General features: G+C 44.5%; 11 protein-coding genes. 9 read left to right on the top strand and 2 right to left on the bottom strand.

Annotated features, from left to right (window positions below):
- Window positions 1-373: 373 nt before the first annotated feature.
- On the bottom strand, window positions 374-1,378 hold the full coding sequence (locus RIB93_RS09370; protein WP_446372482.1) for an NAD-dependent epimerase: 1,005 nt from the start codon (window positions 1,376-1,378) through the stop codon (window positions 374-376).
- A 163-nt stretch (window positions 1,379-1,541) separates the two neighbouring features.
- Here RIB93_RS09370 and RIB93_RS09375 point away from each other — a divergent pair, with 163 nt between their 5' ends.
- The 6 genes from RIB93_RS09375 (at window position 1,542) to RIB93_RS09400 (ending at window position 12,198) form a co-directional block, all read left to right on the top strand.
- Window positions 1,542-3,215 (top strand): DUF6798 domain-containing protein, encoded by a 1,674-nt coding sequence (locus RIB93_RS09375; RefSeq protein WP_446372484.1) that lies wholly within the window; start codon window positions 1,542-1,544, stop codon window positions 3,213-3,215.
- 109 nt (window positions 3,216-3,324) lie between these two features.
- Entirely contained in the window at window positions 3,325-5,082 is a 1,758-nt protein-coding gene (locus RIB93_RS09380; RefSeq protein WP_446372486.1) for a hypothetical protein, read from the top strand.
- Window positions 5,083-5,265: 183 nt separating this feature from the next.
- Window positions 5,266-6,951: a hypothetical protein gene (locus RIB93_RS09385; protein ID WP_446372488.1), complete on the top strand. Its 1,686-nt coding sequence runs from the start codon at window positions 5,266-5,268 to the stop codon at window positions 6,949-6,951.
- A 62-nt stretch (window positions 6,952-7,013) separates the two neighbouring features.
- Window positions 7,014-8,597, top strand: coding sequence for a glycosyltransferase family 39 protein (locus tag RIB93_RS09390; protein ID WP_446372490.1), 1,584 nt, complete (start codon window positions 7,014-7,016; stop codon window positions 8,595-8,597).
- A gap of 217 nt (window positions 8,598-8,814) precedes the next feature.
- Complete coding sequence (locus tag RIB93_RS09395; RefSeq protein ID WP_446372492.1) at window positions 8,815-10,515, top strand: hypothetical protein; 1,701 nt, start codon at window positions 8,815-8,817, stop codon at window positions 10,513-10,515.
- Window positions 10,516-10,578: 63 nt separating this feature from the next.
- On the top strand, window positions 10,579-12,198 hold the full coding sequence (locus tag RIB93_RS09400) for an ArnT family glycosyltransferase (protein WP_446372494.1): 1,620 nt from the start codon (window positions 10,579-10,581) through the stop codon (window positions 12,196-12,198).
- A gap of 65 nt (window positions 12,199-12,263) precedes the next feature.
- Here the strand turns inward: RIB93_RS09400 and RIB93_RS09405 are convergent, their stop codons facing one another.
- A complete protein-coding gene (locus RIB93_RS09405; protein WP_446372496.1) occupies window positions 12,264-13,178 on the bottom strand; it encodes a glycosyltransferase family 2 protein in 915 nt (304 codons plus the stop codon).
- Between the two features lie 913 nt (window positions 13,179-14,091).
- Here RIB93_RS09405 and RIB93_RS09410 point away from each other — a divergent pair.
- From RIB93_RS09410 to RIB93_RS09420, 3 genes are all read left to right on the top strand, one after another.
- Window positions 14,092-17,808: a PAS domain S-box protein gene (locus RIB93_RS09410; RefSeq protein WP_446372498.1), complete on the top strand. Its 3,717-nt coding sequence runs from the start codon at window positions 14,092-14,094 to the stop codon at window positions 17,806-17,808.
- 123 nt (window positions 17,809-17,931) lie between these two features.
- On the top strand, window positions 17,932-19,278 hold the full coding sequence (locus RIB93_RS09415) for a hybrid sensor histidine kinase/response regulator (RefSeq protein WP_446372500.1): 1,347 nt from the start codon (window positions 17,932-17,934) through the stop codon (window positions 19,276-19,278).
- Between the two features lie 315 nt (window positions 19,279-19,593).
- Window positions 19,594-20,193: a hypothetical protein gene (locus RIB93_RS09420; protein ID WP_446372502.1), complete on the top strand. Its 600-nt coding sequence runs from the start codon at window positions 19,594-19,596 to the stop codon at window positions 20,191-20,193.
- Window positions 20,194-20,290: the final 97 nt, after the last annotated feature.

The raw sequence follows: 20,290 nt of genomic DNA on the forward strand, positions 1-20,290 counted from the left end.
CGCTTTTTTGGCACGGAAGGGGGAGAATTCAAAGCCTCTCTCCTCGCAGGAGAGAGGTTTGGAGAGAGGTTTTCCAGATCCCGACCAAAAGTAAGGTCTGTGTAGGGGCGGGTTTGACAACTATCGTTTATTCCCTCATCCAAATACGGCTAAACCCGCCCCGATTGTTCCAGACGTAACAGTCTACATCTGGAACATTGTTTAGACGGACTTGATATAAAAACAAAGCGCTCTCGCTAATCGCAGAATCTTCCTGATTACTGGGGGTTGAAACTGTTCCCTGTTCCCTGTTACACACCGAGCGTGTTACCGAGCGGAGTCGAGGTAAGCCGAGGTGTTCCCTCCCCTCACCACAACACTTATTCAGCAGCCCCTAAATATTGTAATAAGACCGATACCACTGCACAAATCGTTCCACACCCACTTCAATCGGCGTATTCGGTCTAAATCCCACATCTTGGATTAAATCATCCACATCCGCATAAGTAATCGGCACATCTCCCGGTTGCATAGGTAGCATATTTTTCACCGCCGTTTTGCCCAAACACTGTTCTAGGGTTTCGATGAGTTGCAAGAGTTCAATCGGTTGATTATTGCCAATGTTGTAGAGTTTGTAAGGAGCAGAACTTCTCGAACCCGGTGAAGCATTTCCTGACGCTTCCGGCGGGGGAATCTTACCCATGACTCGCACCACCCCCTCGACAACATCATCAACGTAGGTAAAATCCCGTTGCATCCTACCATAATTAAAAACATTAATCGGCTGTTCAGCCAGGATAGCTTTGGTAAATAAAAATAAAGCCATATCGGGACGATACCACGACCCATAAACCGTAAAGAAGCGCAAGCCTGTTGTCGGGATATTATACAGATGACTATAGGCATGAGCCATTAATTCATTGGCTTTCTTGGTAGCCGCATAGAGGCTAACAGGACAATCGACATTATCCTGTACTGAAAATGGCACTTTCGTATTCGCGCCATACACCGAACTGGATGAGGCAAACACCAGATGCTTGATGTCAGAATGGCGACACCCTTCCAGGATATTAGTAAAACCCACCAGATTACTATCCACATAAGCATGGGGATTTTTCAGGGAATAGCGAACCCCCGCTTGCGCCGCCAGATGGACGACATACTCAAAGGAGTCTTGGGCAAATAACTGGGCAATTCCCTCTCTATCGGCTAAGTCGAGTTTATAAAAGCGAAACCCCGGTTGGTTCTCCAGTTGCGCTAGTCTAGCTTGTTTGAGGGAGACATCATAGTACGGATTTAGGTTATCCAGTCCAATCACGGTATCACCCTGGGCAAGTAACCGTTGACTGAGGTGGTATCCGATAAAGCCGGCTGCACCTGTGACTAAAACATTGACCACACTTTAATTCCTCTTGTAAACTTCGGGATTGGTTAATTTCAAAGCACCCGCCTCGACAAATCAACGGGTTCTGGGGAAGAGCTATTCACAAGACACTGACACTACTATACTTGGCAACGATTATGGTGTAATTCGGGGAAGTATCACGCTAGTGACCAACGAGATGATATCAAGCCATTCCATACAAACCAATCCGGTTCATCAAGTCCAAACCCATTGGAAGCAAGTCAGCGTTCAAATTGTGGTCGTCACCGCATTCCTTAGTTTGGGGTTCCTGCTTGATGGCAATATGGGCGGCGGTAATGAAGTCAATATTTTACCCTTTGCCAGACAGTATGCTGACCCAAGTTGGATTCCGGGAGACTGGTATCTCAATCAGCCTCCGGGCTATCGTATCCCCTTCCTGGCTTTGTTTGGCTCAATGGCGGCGGCTTGGGGGTTTTTAGCCGCGTCTTTAATCGGGCGGCTGCTGTGTTACACCCTGATGGCTTCCGGGTTAGTGTTTCTGGGTCGAAAACTGGGGTTGAGTTTGCCGTTGCTGCTGTTGGCGGTTGGCTTATTTCTGTATGTGGATGACCATCAAGGTATAGTTGCCCGTGAATGGTTGGTGGGAGGCGTTGAGCCGAAAGTTGTGGCTTACGGTTTATTGCTGTTCGCCATTGGGTTAATGTTAACGGGTCGCTATCGCGTGATGGCACTCTTGTTAGGGCTAGCCACATTATTCCACATTTTTGTTGGGGGTTGGGCGTCTCTGGTGATAGGAGGATGGTTGCTACTCAGACGCCGCCGCCATTTTAGAAATATCCAGTATCTGGGTTCCGTTGTCGTTATTTATCTGATAGCCAGTGCGCTATCGATTTACACGATTCTGGAACATTTATTGACACACAGTCCCACAGGTGCTATTGAACCGTCCTATGTTTATGTGTTTATCCGTACTCCTCACCACCTGAATCCCCTTTATTGGTCGGCGGAATGGTGGATAAAACCTGCTGTTTACTTGCTGGTGTTGGCGCTGAGTGTGGGAATACTTTGGCGCAAGCGACAGTCTGAGGAACATGGGGTGCGGATGGGGCTGGCGGAGTTCACACTACTGACTTTGGTACCGTTTGGCTTAGGACTCGCGATCGCGCCGTTTGATGCTCAGGGTACGTTCTTACAATATTACCCATTTCGGCTGGGGGATGTGATGTTACCCCTAACTACTTGTCTGCTGTTTGCTTGCGCTCTGGAGCAAAGCTTTATCGGTAAAGCACGACCCATTTTGTTATTTGTTTGTATTGTCCTGTTGAGTGGGGCTTGTACTGTTCAGGCTGTACAATTTCACCAAGCTTTCGTTGCACTATCTGAGTTTCCCAGTGAACAACAGGGGATAGAGCCGGAAGGTAAAGCTATCAGTGATTGGATTCGCACTAACACCCCTGATGATGCGCTGATTGTTACACCCCCCGCAGAACTTACCCCCTTTACTTGGGTAGCAGAACGCCCCACTGTCGCCAAATTTAAGTTTATCCCCCCGACTAAGGTGGGAGTACTGGATTGGTATGAACGTCTCACTGACTTGAGTGGTACACTCAACCCTTGGCCCCAACCGGGTGAGAGAGTCACGTTCAGTAAGATGAAGCAGGCGCTTAGGGCTGGTTATAACAGTTTAACCACTGACCAAGCTCAGGCTGTGATGAATAAGTATGGCGCTGATTATCTGCTGACAAGTACCACTCACCCTCTGGATTTTGCGATCGCTTATCAAAATTCGCGTTATATTCTCTATGCTAGGTCTTTGGAATCGGGAACAGGGAATAGTCAAAAACTAAAACCTTGGCTGGGGCGGGTTTAGTCACATTAGGGCTGAAAAAAAACGATAATAGTGAAACCCGCCCCTACAGCCCTTGAAAACTTTTTTACATAAGACGTAGTTTGCTTCTTTTCGGAAGCGAGTATGACGAATGACGATAAGAGCCGTTAACTTTAATGTTTCCCACCTACTTACTGGCAAAGTCTCTCGCACTCAGCAGGTGTTTTGGTTGAGTTTGAGCTTGACTTTTGCTGCTATTTATGCATATCCGGCACTGCAAGAGGCGTTGAGTCATGACTATATTGTGCAGGATGATGCGCGGCAGCATATTTTTTGGATGCGTCGGTTTCTCGATTCACAGGTGTTTCCTGGGGATTTGATTGCCGATTATTTTCAATCAGTTGCACCGTGGGGATATGCTACATTCTATCGATTCTTTGCCGCAGTAGGGATTGATCCGATAGCTCTAAGTCAGATTTTACCGCCAACGTTGGGATTAGTGGCTACCGCCTATTGTTTTGGTATAACTCTACAACTTTTGCCTGTACCCGTGGCGGGATTTATCGCGTCGTTGCTGTTGAATCAAAATCTCTGGATGAGAGATGATTTAGTATCAGCTACACCTGTCGCCTTTGTCTATCCGCTGTTTCTCGCTTTTATGTATTATCGGTTGCGCCGATTGTTACTGCCAACGCTTGTCGCGATCGCGCTTTTGGGGGTATTTTATCCTCAGTGTGTCTTTATTGTGGCTGGATTATTGATTGTTCAGCTAGGGCGGTGGGAACAAGGGCGGTTTCGCTTATCTCCAGTGCGCTCAGATTATTGGTTCTGTGGCTGGGGATTAGGAGTCGCCTTTTTGGTTCTCTTACCCTATTTAAATCCGTCAGAATTTGGTTCTGTAATTACGGTAACACAAGCGAGGAAGTTATCGGCTTTTTCGGCGGAAGGATGGTCAAGTTTTTTTAATGATGACCCCTGGAATTATTGGGTTTGTGGTAAGCGCAGTGGTATGCTGCCAAGGGAATGGTGTCGGTTGATGGCAAAGTATTCGATTCTTTTAGTACCGCCACAGGTTTGGGTTAGTTTTTCGTTGCCGTTTCTGTTGAATTACCCCTCGCGATTTCCTTTGGTTAAACGGGTGAGTGGGGGGATTAGGCTGTTACCTCAGATGCTGCTGGTATCGATGGGTATGTTTGCCGCCGCTCATTTGTTTCTATTTAAGCTACATCTTCCTAATCGTTATACAGAACATAGTTTGCGGATTTTGGTGGCGTTGGCGGCGGCTTTGGCGCTGACTATTTTATTAGATACAGGTTTACGGGTGGCTCAAACGAAAGGAAAACCGCTTTTGGGGGTTGGGTTTACGGGGGGATTGGCGGCTATTCTTTTGGTTTATCCCAGTCTTTTGCAAGCGAATGATTATCCGTTTCCGATTCGTCGTTACACGGTGGGTGATGTGCCAGAACTTTATGAGTTTCTGCAACAACAACCAAAGGATACGCTGATTGCTTCGTTGACGGAAGAAGCGAATAGTTTACCGACGTTTGCCCAGCGCTCGATTTTAGTGGGCGGGGAGGGATATGCGTTACCTTATCATTTGGATTATTACGATGAAATGTATCAGCGGACGGTTGATTTGATTGAGGCTCAGTATAGTTTAGATGAGGGAGTGGTGCAAGATTTTATGCGGCGGTATGGGGTGGATTTATGGTTAGTTGAACGGGGGGCGTTTACGCTGGAGTATGTGATGGGTAATCGTTGGATTCAAGAGTATGAGGCGGCGGCAACGAGGGCGAGGTTGAGTTTAGAAGGGGGAGGGGTTCCGGTTTTGGTAGAGAGGATGGAACGATGTCGGGTGTTTGAGGGGAAGGGGTTGGTTGTTTTGTCGGCGGATTGTTTGCGGGATTAGTTATTTGTTAGGTTAGTCTGTTGTCTCATGATTTTATTTTTAACGCAGAGGAACGCAGAGGGAAGCGCAGAGGGGCGCAGAGGTTTTTGCGGTATGTTAAATAAAATTGATACTTGTATTAAGTCGGTTACAGGAAATCAATCCAATTCTATACCCTGACGAAGGACAAATGACGAAGGACAAATGACAAATAAGATATCTCGTTCTCAGATTATCGTTTGGTTGAGTCTCAGTTTGATGTTTTCTGTGGTTTATAGTTTTTTGGCACTTCAGCCGGCGTTTAGCGGTGACTATTTGGTGGATAGTGATGCCAGACAGCATGTATTCTGGATGCAACGGTTTTTAGAGCCAGGGCTATTTGCGGATGATTTAATTGCCGATTATCATCAGTCGGTTGCGCCAGTTGGGTATGCGAAACTTTACCAGATTATGGCAGGTTTGGGGGTTAATCCCCTGGTATTTAATAAGCTGGTGCCGACTGTTTTGGGGGTGATTACTACGGGTTACTGTTTTGGGATTGGTTGGGAATTGTTACCTGTGCCAATCGCTGGATTTACGGCGTCTCTACTGCTGAATCAAAATCTTTGGACAACCTATACTCTAGTTTCGGGTACGCCGAGAGCGTTTGTTTATCCAATCGTATTGGCGTTTTTGTACTATGTGTTGCGGCGCTCACTGTTTCCTTGTCTGGGTGCGATCGCGCTTTTGGGGGTATTCTATCCTCAGTATGTGTTGATCTGTGCGGGAATCCTGATTTTGCGGATGGGAGACTGGCAAGGGGGGCGATGGCGGCTTTCGGGGAATCGCCGGGATTATTGGTTGGGTGGGTTGGGATTGGCGGTGGCGATTCTGGTATTGCTACCCTACGCTTTACAGTCTAGTGAATTTGGTCCTGCGATCGCGGCGTCTGTGGCGAGAGGGTTACCGGAGTTTATGCCTGAGGGGAGAACCCCTTTTTTTGACGAGAATCCTTGGGAGTTTTGGCTGTTTGGTAAGCGTAGTAGTTTTTTGGGCGGATTGTCTTTACCACCATTACTGTATCTGGGGTTACTACTTCCGGTGCTGTGGCGCTATCCTTCCCGCTTCCGGTTGGTGAAACAGGTGACGAGGGGTGTGGCGATTTTACCTGAGATGGTGATAACGGCGGGTGTGACGTTTATTCTCGCCCATGTTTTCTTGTTTAGGCTACATCTGCCGATTCGGTATACTACCCATAGCCTGCGAATCGTGATGGCATTGGCGAGTGCGATCGCGTTTGTGGTAGTTGTAGATGCATTGGTTTATTGGGCAAGGTTTACCTCTCACCCGTTTAGACGATACTTCGCCTGGGCAGTTACGGCAGTTTTGGGGATGATACTTATTTTCTATCCCTGTTTTGTGAGTTTCCCGTTTACCCGATATAAACAAGGTCAATATCCTAGTTTATATGAATTTTTAGCTCAACAACCGCAGCCGAGTCTGATTGCTTCCCTTGATGAAGAAGCCAATAATTTACCGACGTTTTCCCAGCAGCCTGTTTTAGTCAGTGAGATGTATGCGATTCCCTATCATGTTGGGTACTATAATCAGATTCGTCAACGGGCGATTGATTTGATTCAGGCTCAGTATACTCCAGACTTATCTCAGGTACACCAGTTTATTCAACGCTATGGCGTTACCTTTTTTTTAGTGCATCGTGCCGCGTTTACACCCGACTATATTGCCGGGAGTAATTGGTTGATGCAGTATCCCCCAGCGAAAGCCGCGATTACCCAGTTGCACGCAGGCATCAATCCCGCCTTGTCTCAGGTTACACAACCGTGTACTGTATTCGAGACGGATGCTTTGATGGTTCTAGACGCGCAATGTATTATGGGGGTTGCTGAATAAAGAAAGCCGGGATGCCTTAAACCCGCTCTTCTAGGGCAGCGGCAGGAAGTTAGGGTGAGAATATGAAAGAAATTCGTCATCAGCTAATAATAGCTTGTGTGGCAATAATAATCATCTTAGGTTTATTTTTCCGCTTCGCCAACATCGGGAAAAAGGTCTATTGGACGGATGAAATTTATACCTCGGTTCGCATCTCCGGACATACGATTCAAGAGTATACTCAGGATAACTTCAATGGTGGCATAATTCAAGTTAAAGCCTTACAGGATTATCTGCAACCTCGCCCCCAAAATGGCTTAAGCGATACGATGAAGGCATTGGTCAATAAATCCGAGCATCCACCGTTATATTATCTAATAGCTCATTTCTGGGTGCGCTGGTTTGGCAATACTCCCTCTGTCACACGCAGCTTATCCGCCCTCATCAGTCTATTGGTATTTCCCGCCCTATATTGGCTATGTCAGGAGTTATTTGAATCTCCGATAACCGGATGGATTGCCGTTGCCCTGATTGCCGTTTCTCCGGTTCATATCCTCTACGCCCAAGAAGCACGGCAATATAGTTTGTGGACAGTAACTATATTACTATCCTGTGCCGCTTTACTCCGAGCCATGCGAATGAAAACGCCAGTAAATTGGGGGATTTATGCCGTAACCCTGTCACTCGCCCTCTATTCCCATTTACTCTCATTCCTGGTGTTAATCGCTCAAGCCATCTACGTCGCAACCCTGAATCGCTGGCGGTTAACTCAACAGTTCAAGGCATATCTGTTCGCCTTAACCGGAGCAATAGTCATATTCTTACCCTGGTTCGTCTTAATTCGCGAAGTTCGAGCCACAGGTTGGACATCAAAAGATATCCCACTATGGATTCTCTTCAAACGCTGGATGTTTAATCTAGCCGCCGTATTTTTTGATCCGCAAATTAGCTACGATAAGCAACTATTCGATATTCGCTATGGTATGGATAATGGACTATTTGGGCTGAACTATCCATTAACCTATCTTGTCATCCCCATTCTACTCCTAGTAGCCTACGCCATCTATTTTCTGATTCGCACCACACCGAAACGGGTTTGGTTATTTGTCCTAATTTTAATCAGTGTTACAGCACTTCCTTTAGCCTTACCCGATTTACTGGGGCGGGGACAACGTTCGACGATTGCCCGTTACCTCATCCCTAGTTTTTTAGGGATTCAATTAGCAGTAGCTTACTTACTCAGTGTCAAAATAACCCCCAGTTTTGCCCAAACACGACAACAGAAACTGTGGCAAGTAGCAACCGTCATATTAATCTCCCTAGGCATTTTATCCAGTGCGGTAAGTTCTCAATCCGAAACTTGGTGGAACAAATACACCAATTACTATGATCCACAAGTCGCTCGCATTATCAATCAATCTCCCACCCCCTTAGTCATCAGTAGCAGTATCGTGAGAACCACATCGCTGAGTTATTGGCTCAACCCAGAAATCCAATTAATAGTAATCGAAGCCCCCCCACTTCCCGACAATCTCAATCAATTTAGCGATGTATTTTTATTTCAACCCACCAATGACTTACGGGCTGAACTCGAACAGCAATCCCCCTATCCAATAAAACCTGTATATCCGTTAGGATGGCTTTGGCAAATCCTGTCCTCTAATTAGGGTATGCTGTTGGGAGTTGTGGGGTGATGAGGGAGAGACAGAAATTATCATATATATTTTCAGATTATTACCTTCCTTGAACCCCCAATAAACCCCTTCTCCCAATACTACCTCTGCGCTTTCCCTCTGCGAACCTCTGCGCTTTCCCTCTGCGAACCTCTGCGTTGAAAAAAATCTCCTCTTCCCCTCTACCAACCATTCAAAAACCCGTCTCTCTATGCCCAAAAATCCCCCCCAAAAACCCCAACTCTCCCTCATCACCCATCAATCCCAACCCCTGGTAATTTTCTGGTTATCCCTCAACCTGATCATTGCCACCAGTTATAGCCTTTTAGCCCTACAAAAAGCCTTCAATTCCCCTTATATTGTCCAAGATGACGCCAGACAACACGTCTTTTGGATGCAGCGATATATAGATCCCCAATTATTCCCCAATGATACCATTGCCGATTATTTCCAAACCGTCGCTCCTGTCGGCTACACAACCCTCTACCAACTCATCGCCAACCTAGGAATCGAACCCCTAACCCTGAGTAAACTCCTCCCCCTACTCCTCACCCTAATCACCACAATTTACGCCTTTGCGCTCACCCGACAACTCCTCCCCATCCCCATCGCCGGATTTATCAGCTCCCTCCTCGTCAATCAAACCCTGTGGATGCGGGATGATTTAGTTTCCGCCACACCCAGAGCATTTGTTTATCCATTACTCCTGGGATTCTGGTATTATCTAATCAGGCGATCGCTAATTCCCAGTTTAGGTGCGATCGCGCTGCAAGGATGGTTCTATCCCCAAAGTGTCCTCATCTCCAGTGGAGTATTAATTCTCCAGTTGGGGAAATGGCAAAAGGGAAAATTACAACTGTCGCCGGAAAGGAAGGATTATTATTTCTGCGCGGCGGGTTTAGTCGTGGCATTTTTGGTGATGTTACCCTACGCCATCACCACATCTGAGTTTGAGCCAATTATTACCGCTACTCAAGCCAAGCAAATGCCAGAATTCTGGGCGGGGGGGCGAGCCAGCTTTTTTACCGATAATTTCTGGGATTTCTGGTTAAATGGCGATCGCAGTGGTCTTCTCCCTCGACGCCAATCCCTTCCTATCTTACTATACGCCGCCCTCTTCTTACCCTTTTTAGGAAAAATTCCCCAACACTTCCCCCTAACCCGACAGATTCACCCCTCAATCATCCTCCTCCCCCAAATTCTCATCACCTCCTTGACTCTATTTTTTACCGCCCATTTACTCCTCTTCCACCTCCATTTACCCAGTCGTTACACTGAACACACCTTACGACTCCTACTCCCCATCGCCACAGGAATTGCCCTAACCATTTTAGGTCATGGACTATTCCAGAAAACAAAATACCTCGCCATCGGCTTCGCCACAATTCTCGCCGGAATTCTTATATTTTATCCCCTCCTCGTCACAGACTTCCCCAAAACCGCCTACGAAATCGGAACCGCACCTGAACTCTACCAATTTTTCACCCATCAACCCAAAGACAGCCTTATCGCCTCCCTATCCAGAGAAACCGATAACCTCCCCACCTTTACCCACCGTTCAATTTTAGTCAGTTGGGAATACGCCATCCCCTATCATCTCGGCTATTACCTCCCCTTGCGCCAACGCGCCATTGACTTAATTCACGCTCAATACAGCCCTGACGCCAACGAGATCAAAACATTCATTCAACACTATAATATAGACTTTTGGCTCATCGACCAATCCGCCTTCACCCTCGACTACATCACCCACAGCAAATGGATACAACAATTTCAACCTATCGCCACAGAAGCCAGCCTCAGAATAGAACAAGGAACACCCTTAGCCATTCCCCCCTTAATTTCAAAATGCTCTATCTTTCAAACCCAACGATTTATAGTATTAGACGCAAAATGTCTGAATCTTCCGTAGTTACCGTGCTAAATTGTTAGTTTGATTTGCCGTAATATTGGACACAGATTAGAGGAGAATCAATTGAAGACTGCTGTAACATCAACAACGTTTATAAACAGAGCCTTTTGCAGCTTAGTTATTTTTAGTCTATTGATTAACCTTTGGGGAATAAACTGGGGATTACCCAGTTTTAACGGGTGGGCGGCGGACGAACTTACGCCGATACGAGTGTTGGAAGCCGTTGAACAGGGATTTGCCAATGGATGGCATTATAAGTATCCACCGTTTCATTTTTACCTGCTTACGCTTTTCTATTCCCCTGTCTTGTTTTTACATCAATTGGGTGTGGTAAATGTCTACACTTTACCCACCTATACCCTTTTATTTTATATCGGCAGAGTCCTCAGTTTGATTATGGCAGCCGGTATTTTAGGGATTGTATATAAAATTGGACAAGAACTCTATGATCAACAATCAGCATTCTTTGCTACCGTCATCGCCAGCTTGAATTTGCCCTTTATTTATTATGCTAAAACCATTAACCTTGATATTCCCTATTTATTCTGGTTCATGTTATCGTTATTCTTTTATATCCGCATCTTAAAAGAGCAACAAACTAGGGATTATCTATTATTTGCAGCGACAGCCGCGATCGCGGTTGCCACGAAAGACCAAGCTTATGCCTTCTATATCCTAACCTCTGGCTTTATTGTATGGCAGCACTATCGGTATTTGCAACAACGTGATTCATCCGTCACCCTGAAGACAGCGCTGAAAGACCGAAAAATTGTTATTTCCTTAGGCGTAGGACTTGCCCTATTTCTCGCTATCCACAACGTTATATTTAACTTAAATGGCTTCTTTGCTCATGTCAATGATATTACATCAGGGGGCGCTACCATCAGTCCTCGATTTGAGCGCAGCCTGGGGGGACACCTGACCATGTTTGGGCAAAGCTTTAGGCATATCAGAGTGTCTTTTGGCTGGCTTTTATACGGAATTTGTATGCTGGGTTTGCTCAAGGCTGTTTGGCAACGAAAACACTATTATCTCCTCTGTTTACTGATTCCGATTGTCTCGTATTATTTATTTTTTGTCAGCATTGTCATGTATAACGCCCTGCGTTATCTGTTTCCCGTCTGTCTCATTTTGGCGTTTTTTGGCGGTAAGCTAATCGGGGATTTCCTCAACCCCTCTGCCCAGCTAGTTCGCGTTAAAGCTTTATCCCTTATCGCTGTATTTATTTATACCTTTTTTTATGTCACATCCGTTAATGTATTGATGACCCATGATTCGCGATACCAGGTTGAACAATGGATGACAAAAACCGTTACACCCAACGATTTTATTGTAGGAGCTGGTGATGCTAAATATTTACCCCGATTAGAAAAATTTAGTTCTGAAAGTCTCAAGCGCCCGACTCTGGAAACTCTCAAGCAGAAAAATCCAGATTATATTATTGGCACGAGTGCCTACGATAGTCGTCGCTTTGAAGCTGGTACACCTAGGTATGAATTTTTCTCTAAACTAGAAACAGAAGAACTTGGCTACGATTTAGTGTTTCAGTATAAAGCTGACCCCCAATGGGATTTACTCAATCATAAAGAATTAGGCTATCGACATATCAATCGCATGTACGTTTACTCCAATTTCGATAAAATTAATCCAGAAATCAAAATTTATAAAAAGAGTAGTCAGTAAGTCAACACAGTTTAACGTAAACGGTCATTTGTCATTTGTCCTTGGTAAGTGACCCGAATTTAGTATTAGATCCGATTACTACGTTTGTCAATCATATCTGCCAAAAGCGCAAACATACCGATTTGGGTAGCTGCGACAAAAAGAATCAGAGTCGATTCAGTTAAATCCTGCCGAATAAAGACATCTTGAAACAGGGAAATTAAAAAGCCGACAAAGAATAAACTAGCCACAGGAAAAAAGATTCGCATTGGTGCAAAATAGACGCCCATGCGGAGAATTAACTGAATAAATCCTAAGGTATCACGGATTGGCTTAATTTTACTTTTGCCCACTCGATGATAGTAATCAATCGGTTCGTAATGGACGATATAATTATTCGTGAGCATGGCAATTGTAATCGTGGTGGTAAAACTGAAAGTATCCGGGAGAATAGTCAAGAATCGTTCCACCACATTTTTGCGAAACACCCGCATTCCACTATTCAAATCAGGAATGCGATACTTCGTCACCCACTGGGCGAAGTGGACAAGAAACCACTTGGGAATCTTACGAATTCGGGAATAGCGAACATTAGCCCCAATCCGCGCCCCAACTACCATATCGGCTTGAATTGCCAGTTTCACTAAGTCGGGAAGGCGTTCATTTGGATAAGTTCCATCGCCGTCTGTAATCGCGATAATCGAGTATTTGGCATATCGAATTCCCGTCTTTAGCGCTGCACCATATCCTCGATTGATTCCATGGCGGATCACTTGAATAGTTGGATACTGTTGTAAAATTTGACCCGTGTGATCCGTCGAACCATCATCGACTACAATAATTTCCGAGTTGCACGACACAGATTTGAGAATTGTCTGCAAGTGTTCCAGTGTAGCAGCAATACTTTTTTCTTCATTATAGAGGGGGAGGACGACGGAAAAATCAGGGCAAGTTCCTGAAACTAAAGCGGATACCTCACCCCATCGCTGACTATCTGGCATTATTTATCTATTCCCCTGATGAAATAAGAGTTGAGCTTATTTCAAGATACTATCATAACTGGCTTTTCTGTACTTGGGGAATAGGGAATAGGGAACAGGGAATAGGGAACAGTAAGGATTTGAGCCTTACTTAGGCGATAATTAAAAAATTCTTTTAAATCGGGGATAATAGTTTCGCCTAAGCAGAATAATTTTTGATGCCGTATGTTTAATGTTTAATGAGTTTACAAAGGGATTTAATTAATGACGACTCTAGCCTCTAGGCGATATGGCATGTTTGAGGGACTTGGGTCACTTGTTTGCGTTGGCTATTACCAACTTTATAAGATTTTACAACAGAAAGCTCGAAAAGCTGGGATGCATTCAGCCGTGAGTAGGGTTCAATTGATTCAGGCATGGCTTGGTAACAATGGGGGCAGAACCAGTAGACTTGGTGAGAGCGAATGTGCCTGAGTAAGGTGTGTGAGCAACAAAGACAAGTATGACTAAACATCTTTTTCCTTCCTATTTGCAGTAGAGTTCAATTCAATTCCGGTACGATACCGTTATTGGCGTGGTTTGACGAGACTGTAGAGTGTGATACAATCTACGACAACTCTGCTATATCTCTAGACTAAAACCGAAATCTGAGGAAATTCTGAGGATAAACATCTGTTTCAAAAATTTAGAGTTTCCTGACTGTAGCGAATCGGACAAGACTATTAAAAAAGTATTAAATAAAAGCTATTCAACTTATTTTTGTGGTATGCAATCAGGCGGATCAGGCGTCACCGTGTCAAACTGGGGCGTCAAAATAGGGATTCGATGACGATCGCACTGTAGATAGGAGTATGCCCCAACCCAGGATCTGTCGCATCAATGGCGGAATACCGGGTTTGGGCAAACCTCACGCACGCGATCGCAAGAATACAGTATGGTTATCCATTACTCTGCTAGCAACCCCAGTCAAAGCCAACCCGCCAACCCGACGCCATGCCCGTTTCAGGAACAAAAAGGGGATTCTGAGGCTTGTGCGTTTCTAGCCATCTTCAATGACTCCCTGGATGCTATGGTGATTGCGGATAGTCAGGGACAATTACTCCGAGTCAATCGGGCGGCGAGTATCTTATTTAAATTGTCTCAGGCTCAACTGCTGCATCGCACGCTATTGGAGACGACACCGATTACTATTCACCACTGGCGTCGCTTTCTCGAACAAGGGCGAATCACCCATAACTTTTGTCTATGGCGTGCCGATGGAACTCAACGCGACGTAGAGTTAGAAGGTACCGCCAATATGTTGCCGGATCATCATCTATTAGTGTTGCGAGATGTAACTGAACATCAGCAAGCGGAAAAGGCATTGCGGCAATCCCAGCATGTGATTGAACAAATCAGTCAATCTATTTCCGCTATTGTTTATATTTACGATCTGATCGAACAGCGTAATATCTATAATAATCGCACCATTACTGATATTTTGGGATATTCTCCGGAAACAGTACAAGCCATGGGAGACACCCTGTTTCCTCAACTGATGCACCCGGACGATTTAGCCAAATTGTCGGCACGAATGGAACGCTTGGCGACAGCTTCCGATCGCGAAATTATCGAAACTGAATACCGAATGCGTCGTGCCAATGGGGAATGGTGCTGGCTTTATAGCCGAGATACAGTGTTTGCCAAAACTCCCGATGGCAAACCCCAACAAATTTTAGGTGTCGCTACCGATATTACCACAATAAAATTAGCTGAAACCAAAATATTAAGCTTAAATGCTGAACTAGAACAACGGGTAAAAGAACGCACCGAAGCCTTACAGCAAGCCAACGAAGAACTCAAACGAGAAATTCGCGATCGCCAACAGGCTGAAAAAACGTTACGAGAGAGTGAAGAACAATTCCGTTCTATTTTTGAGAATGTCTCGGTGGGAATTACCCTGCTGAATCTAGAGGGGTATATTCTGACAGCTAACGAAGCCAATTGTCGGTTTTTAGGTTACTCTCCTGATAAAATTGTTGGAATACATTTTTCTCGGTTGACTCATCCAGAAGACTTGTCTCTGGATGCTGATTTATTTAATTCAATCGTACAAGGTAAACGGAAAAACTACACCATTGATAAACGCTATCTGCGCCAAGATGGTGCTTGTGTTTGGGGTCGGATCACGGTATCGATGATTAAAGATGAAGAGAGTTCACCCCGATATATCGCTATCGTTTGTGAGGATATCAATGATCGCAAGCAAATGGAAGAGGTATTGCGGGAAAGTCAGCAGAAATATAAAACCCTGTTTCAAATCTTTCCGATTGGTATTTCCATTACTGATCAAGGGGGAAATATTATTGAAGCCAATGAAGCCAGTGAGGAAATTTTAGGACTATCCCGTCAAGAACACACCAGTCGCACTTATGATGCTCCCAATTGGCAAATTATTCGACTCGATGGTACTCCTATGCCAGCCTCTGAATTTGCCAGTGTTCGCGCTTTAACCGAAAATAAAGTCATTGAAAATATGGAAATGGGAATTGTCAAAGCCAAGGATAAAATCACTTGGGTTAGCGTCACAGCCGCCCCCATTCCTCTCGCTGATTATGGCGTTGCCATTGCCTACATTGACGTTAGCGATCGCAAGCGTATGGAAAAGGCGTTACGGGAAAGTCAACAAAAATATAAAACCTTGTTCCAAATCTTACCCATTGGGATTTCAATTACTGATAAACAGGGGAATCTGATTGAAGCAAATGCTGCGAGTGAGAAAATTTTGGGACTATCCGTTTCTGACCGAATTAACCGTAAATGTGTTACACCTCAATTAACAGTTATTCGACCCGATGGTACAGTAATGCCCCGATCAGAATTTGCCAATGTCAAAGCCTTAACTCAAAACCAAGTGATCAAAAACCATGAATCAGGTATCGTTAAGCTCGATGGAACAACGACCTGGATTAGTGCCACCGCTTCACCGATTCCGTTACGCGATTCGGGTGTGGTTGTTGCCTATTTAGATATTACCGAACGTAAACAAGCTGAAGAAGCCCTCCAGCAAGCGAAAGAAGTGGCAGTTCGAGAAGCTACACGCAGCGAAATTGCCAACCGTGCCAAAAGCGAATTCTTGACCAATATGAGTCATGAACTCCGCACGCCGCTGAATGGTATTTTAGGGTATGCTCAACTGCTCAAACAAGATACAACGTTAACCAACCCACAGCACCATAATTTGAACATTATTCACCAATGTGGTGAACACCTGCTCACGTTAATTAATGACATTCTCGACTTAGCTAAGATTGAAGCGCAAAAGATGGAACTCTATCCCACAGAGTTTCACTTGCCGAACTTTCTCCATAGTCTGGCTGATTTGTTTCAGTTACGTGCCCAACAAAAAGATATTATCTTTACCTATCAAGTGCTTTCGCCACTTCCTAATGGGGTGATGGCAGATAACAAACGACTGCGACAGGTTCTGTGTAATTTACTCAGTAATGCGATTAAGTTTACGGATGGGGGTGAGGTAACATTTACGGTGAGTGTTGTCAACCGCTTTGATGTAAAATCGGCTTGTACCAACCAGATTTACCATGAGCAAAGCGAAGCGTTAACACTCAGTCAGGGCGGGTTTAGTCACATCCGGGCGAGTCACGAAACGATAGAAGTGAAACCCGCCCCTACCGACGCGCCATGGCACGTCTCTACACTCAATACTCAACACTGTAAAACAATTCGTTTTCAAATTAAAGATACAGGTGTGGGTATTGATTTGAGTCAATTAACCAAAATCTTTTTACCCTTCCATCAAGTCAGTGATCATAGCCATGCGACTGAAGGAACGGGACTGGGATTAGCGATTAGCCAGAAATTAATTCAACTGATGGGGAGTGAAATTAAAGTTAAGAGTACTCCCGGTAACGGCAGTACATTCTGGTTTGATATTAATTTCCCCTTAGTCTCAGGATGGCACGAACCGAATCCTTCTGCCAAACGCCGGATTACAGGCTTCAAAGGGGACAAACGCAAATTAATGATTGTAGATGATAATAGAGTGAATCGTACTCTATTGCGGGCGATGCTAAAGCCTTTAGGGTTTGAAATAATAGAGGCGGTTGATGGGCAAGATTGTTTGCAGAAGGTTGTCGAGTTGTACCCTGATCTAATTTTAATCGACTTAGTGATGCCAGGGATGGATGGATTGGAAACCACACGCCGAATGCTAGAGTTACCTCAACTCCAGGATAAAGATATCGTCGCGATCGCGCTTTCTGCAAGTGTCTACCCTGAGATTCAGCAGGAGAGTCTCGCCGCCGGGTGTCGGGGTTTTCTCGCCAAGCCTGTGGAAACCCAGCAACTTCTCGACGCGATCGCACTCCATTTAAACCTAGAATGGATTTATTCCCTACCCCAATCTCTCTCCCCCACTCAGGCGGCTAACCTGAAGCAGACACCGATTATTTCCCTACCCGCATCAGAAATTACAGCATTAGCTGATTTAGTTAAAATGGGGGATATCCAAGGCATTATCGAACGCGCTGAATCTCTAGCCCAAAACAATTCGCAATTTGAACCCTTGACAAGCCAAATTTGTCAGTTAGCGAGAGGGTTTCGATTGAAACAACTGCGGGAACTGATTCAAGATCATCTTGGTGATGGTTAATAGTTTATGGTTCATGGTTCATTGTATTCGGGAATTCTTGATTACATCGTTATAGCCAAACCATTACCCTATTAATCACTATATGTCTTGGTTAGTTGCTTGCTTCATCAGTTATCATTTATTATGACCCTTCAAGTTCCGGATAAAAGTAAACTGTTGATTGTCGATGATAACCCCACTAATTTAGGGTTTCTCTTTGAGTATTTAACTCAATCTGACTTCAAAGTATTAGTCGCCTTAGATGGAGAAAGTGCGATTGAACAAGTGCAATATGCCCAGCCGGATCTGATTTTGTTAGATGTAATGATGCCGGGAGTGGATGGATTTACAACCTGTAAACGCCTCAAAACAGATCCATCGACTCAAGATATTCCCGTAATTTTTATGACCGCACTTTCTGATACCGTCGATAAAGTCCAAGGCTTTAAAATTGGTGCGGTTGATTATATAACTAAACCCCTGCAACCCGAAGAAGTATTATGTCGTGTTCAAACCCATCTTGCCTTGAGAAATCTACAAAAGCGACTCATTGACCAAAATCACAAACTATTACAGTCACAAGAGAAAGAACGGCAACGATCCTTAGAACTTGAGCAGGCATTAAAGAAATTACAACAAACCCAACTTCAACTTATTCAATCCGAAAAAATGTCAAGTTTGGGTCGGATGGTTGCCGGAATCGCCCATGAGATTAATAATCCGTTGAATTTTATCTACAGTAATGCCTCGATTACAAAAACTTATCTGGAAGAACTCTTAAATTTGCTTTATTCTTATCAACGTACCTACAACAATCCTAGCCCCGAAATTGTTGCAGAAACCGAAGCCATTGACTTGGATTTTTTGCAGTCAGATTTACCCAAAATTCTCAGCTCAATGCAAGTGGGAGCAGAACGAATATGTCAGATTATTCTGTTGTTGCGGAGTTTTTCCCATTTAGATGAATCAGATTTTAAATTAACGGATATTCATCAAGGAATTAATAATACACTATTTTTGTTACAGCACTGTCTTAAATCTCAGTCAGACCGACCCGCTATTCGAGTGATTAAAGAGTATAGCGATCTGCCTAAAGTTGGCTGTTATGGTGGTCAGCTTAACCAAGTGTTTACATATATTATCACCAATGCCATTGAAGCCATTGATCAGGAGAAAGAGAAATGGAGAACAGGAAACAATGGGTTTGAATCGAATCCGCCAACGATTTGGATTTGTACGGAAATTAAAGACAATGCCAATTTGGTTATTAAAATTGCCGATAATGGTTCAGGGATGAATGATGAGGTCAAACGCCAAATCTTTGATCCCTTTTTTACGACCAAGCCTGTGGGTTCAGGAACAGGTTTAGGGTTGGCGATTAGTTATCAGATTATTGTCGAAAAGCATAAAGGTCAGTTACAGATAAATAGTCAACTGGGAAAAGGAACAGAATTTGTAATTGAGATCCCGCTAGATTTGAATGAAGAGTAGAAATAAATTCCATTAACTTTCACCTTGTTACACCGCCTTAAAATCTGGAAAACCTCTCTCCAAACCTCTCTCCGAACCTCTCCCTAGCCCTCTCCTACAAGGAGAGGGAAGCGGAATATATTTTTTTATTTGGAGAGGCTTTGAATTCTCCCCCATGTGTCGATTTTTCTAAATGGCGTGAAAAGTCAGATCACCTCCTCACCCTAATTATGGGTATTTAACCGGACATGATATTATTAATTTGTATGGTAATTTTTTTGATAATTAGCAAAGTGTAAGTCTTCAACCAAACGTTATATGACAAATGGATAACCTATGTCCTACAGCCAGTTTACCCTTGCTCAAGCCGTAGCAGACTTTAATCTCGTCTTGGTTGAGGTTCCGCAATTTCTGCCGGAGGTGACTCCGGTTACACCGTCACCCATATTAACGGAATTCCTAGAAACGAGTCTACCTTTAACCGCCACAGGGAGTGAAAAGGCACGGTCTGAGGGTATTATTTACCCAATTCTCTGGGAAGTAAAACGCCTTTTATCTTCTCAAGTTAGCTTGTTTTCAGGAGAAGAATTTGATGTCGATCCCTCGGTCGGTTTAAATGGGGTGTGTGATTTTATTTTGTCTCGTTCGGTTGAGCAACTTTTTATTCAAGCCCCAGTGGTAATATTAACGGAAGCAAAGAAGGCAGATATTCGCACGGGATTAGGTCAATGTGTGGCGGAAATGGTGGCGGCGCAGCGATTTAATGCGGCAGCGGAACGTTCGATTACGACGGTGTATGGCTGTGTAACCAGTGGTACACAGTGGCGGTTTCTGAAGCTAGAGGGACAAACGGTAACAATTGCGCTAACTGATTATCCGTTACCCCCAGTTGATCATATTCTGGGATTTCTAATTTGGATGGTTAGAGACGGTTAATTGTAGGGGCGGGTTTAGCCGTTTACTGAACGGGTTTACCCACAACTGATCAACAAAACCCGCCCTCTTTTTGTTTCTGGAGGGACAAACGGTAACA

Origin of the sequence: Coleofasciculus sp. D1-CHI-01, assembly GCF_040218875.1 — a bacterium.
Taxonomy (GTDB): domain Bacteria; phylum Cyanobacteriota; class Cyanobacteriia; order Cyanobacteriales; family Coleofasciculaceae; genus Coleofasciculus.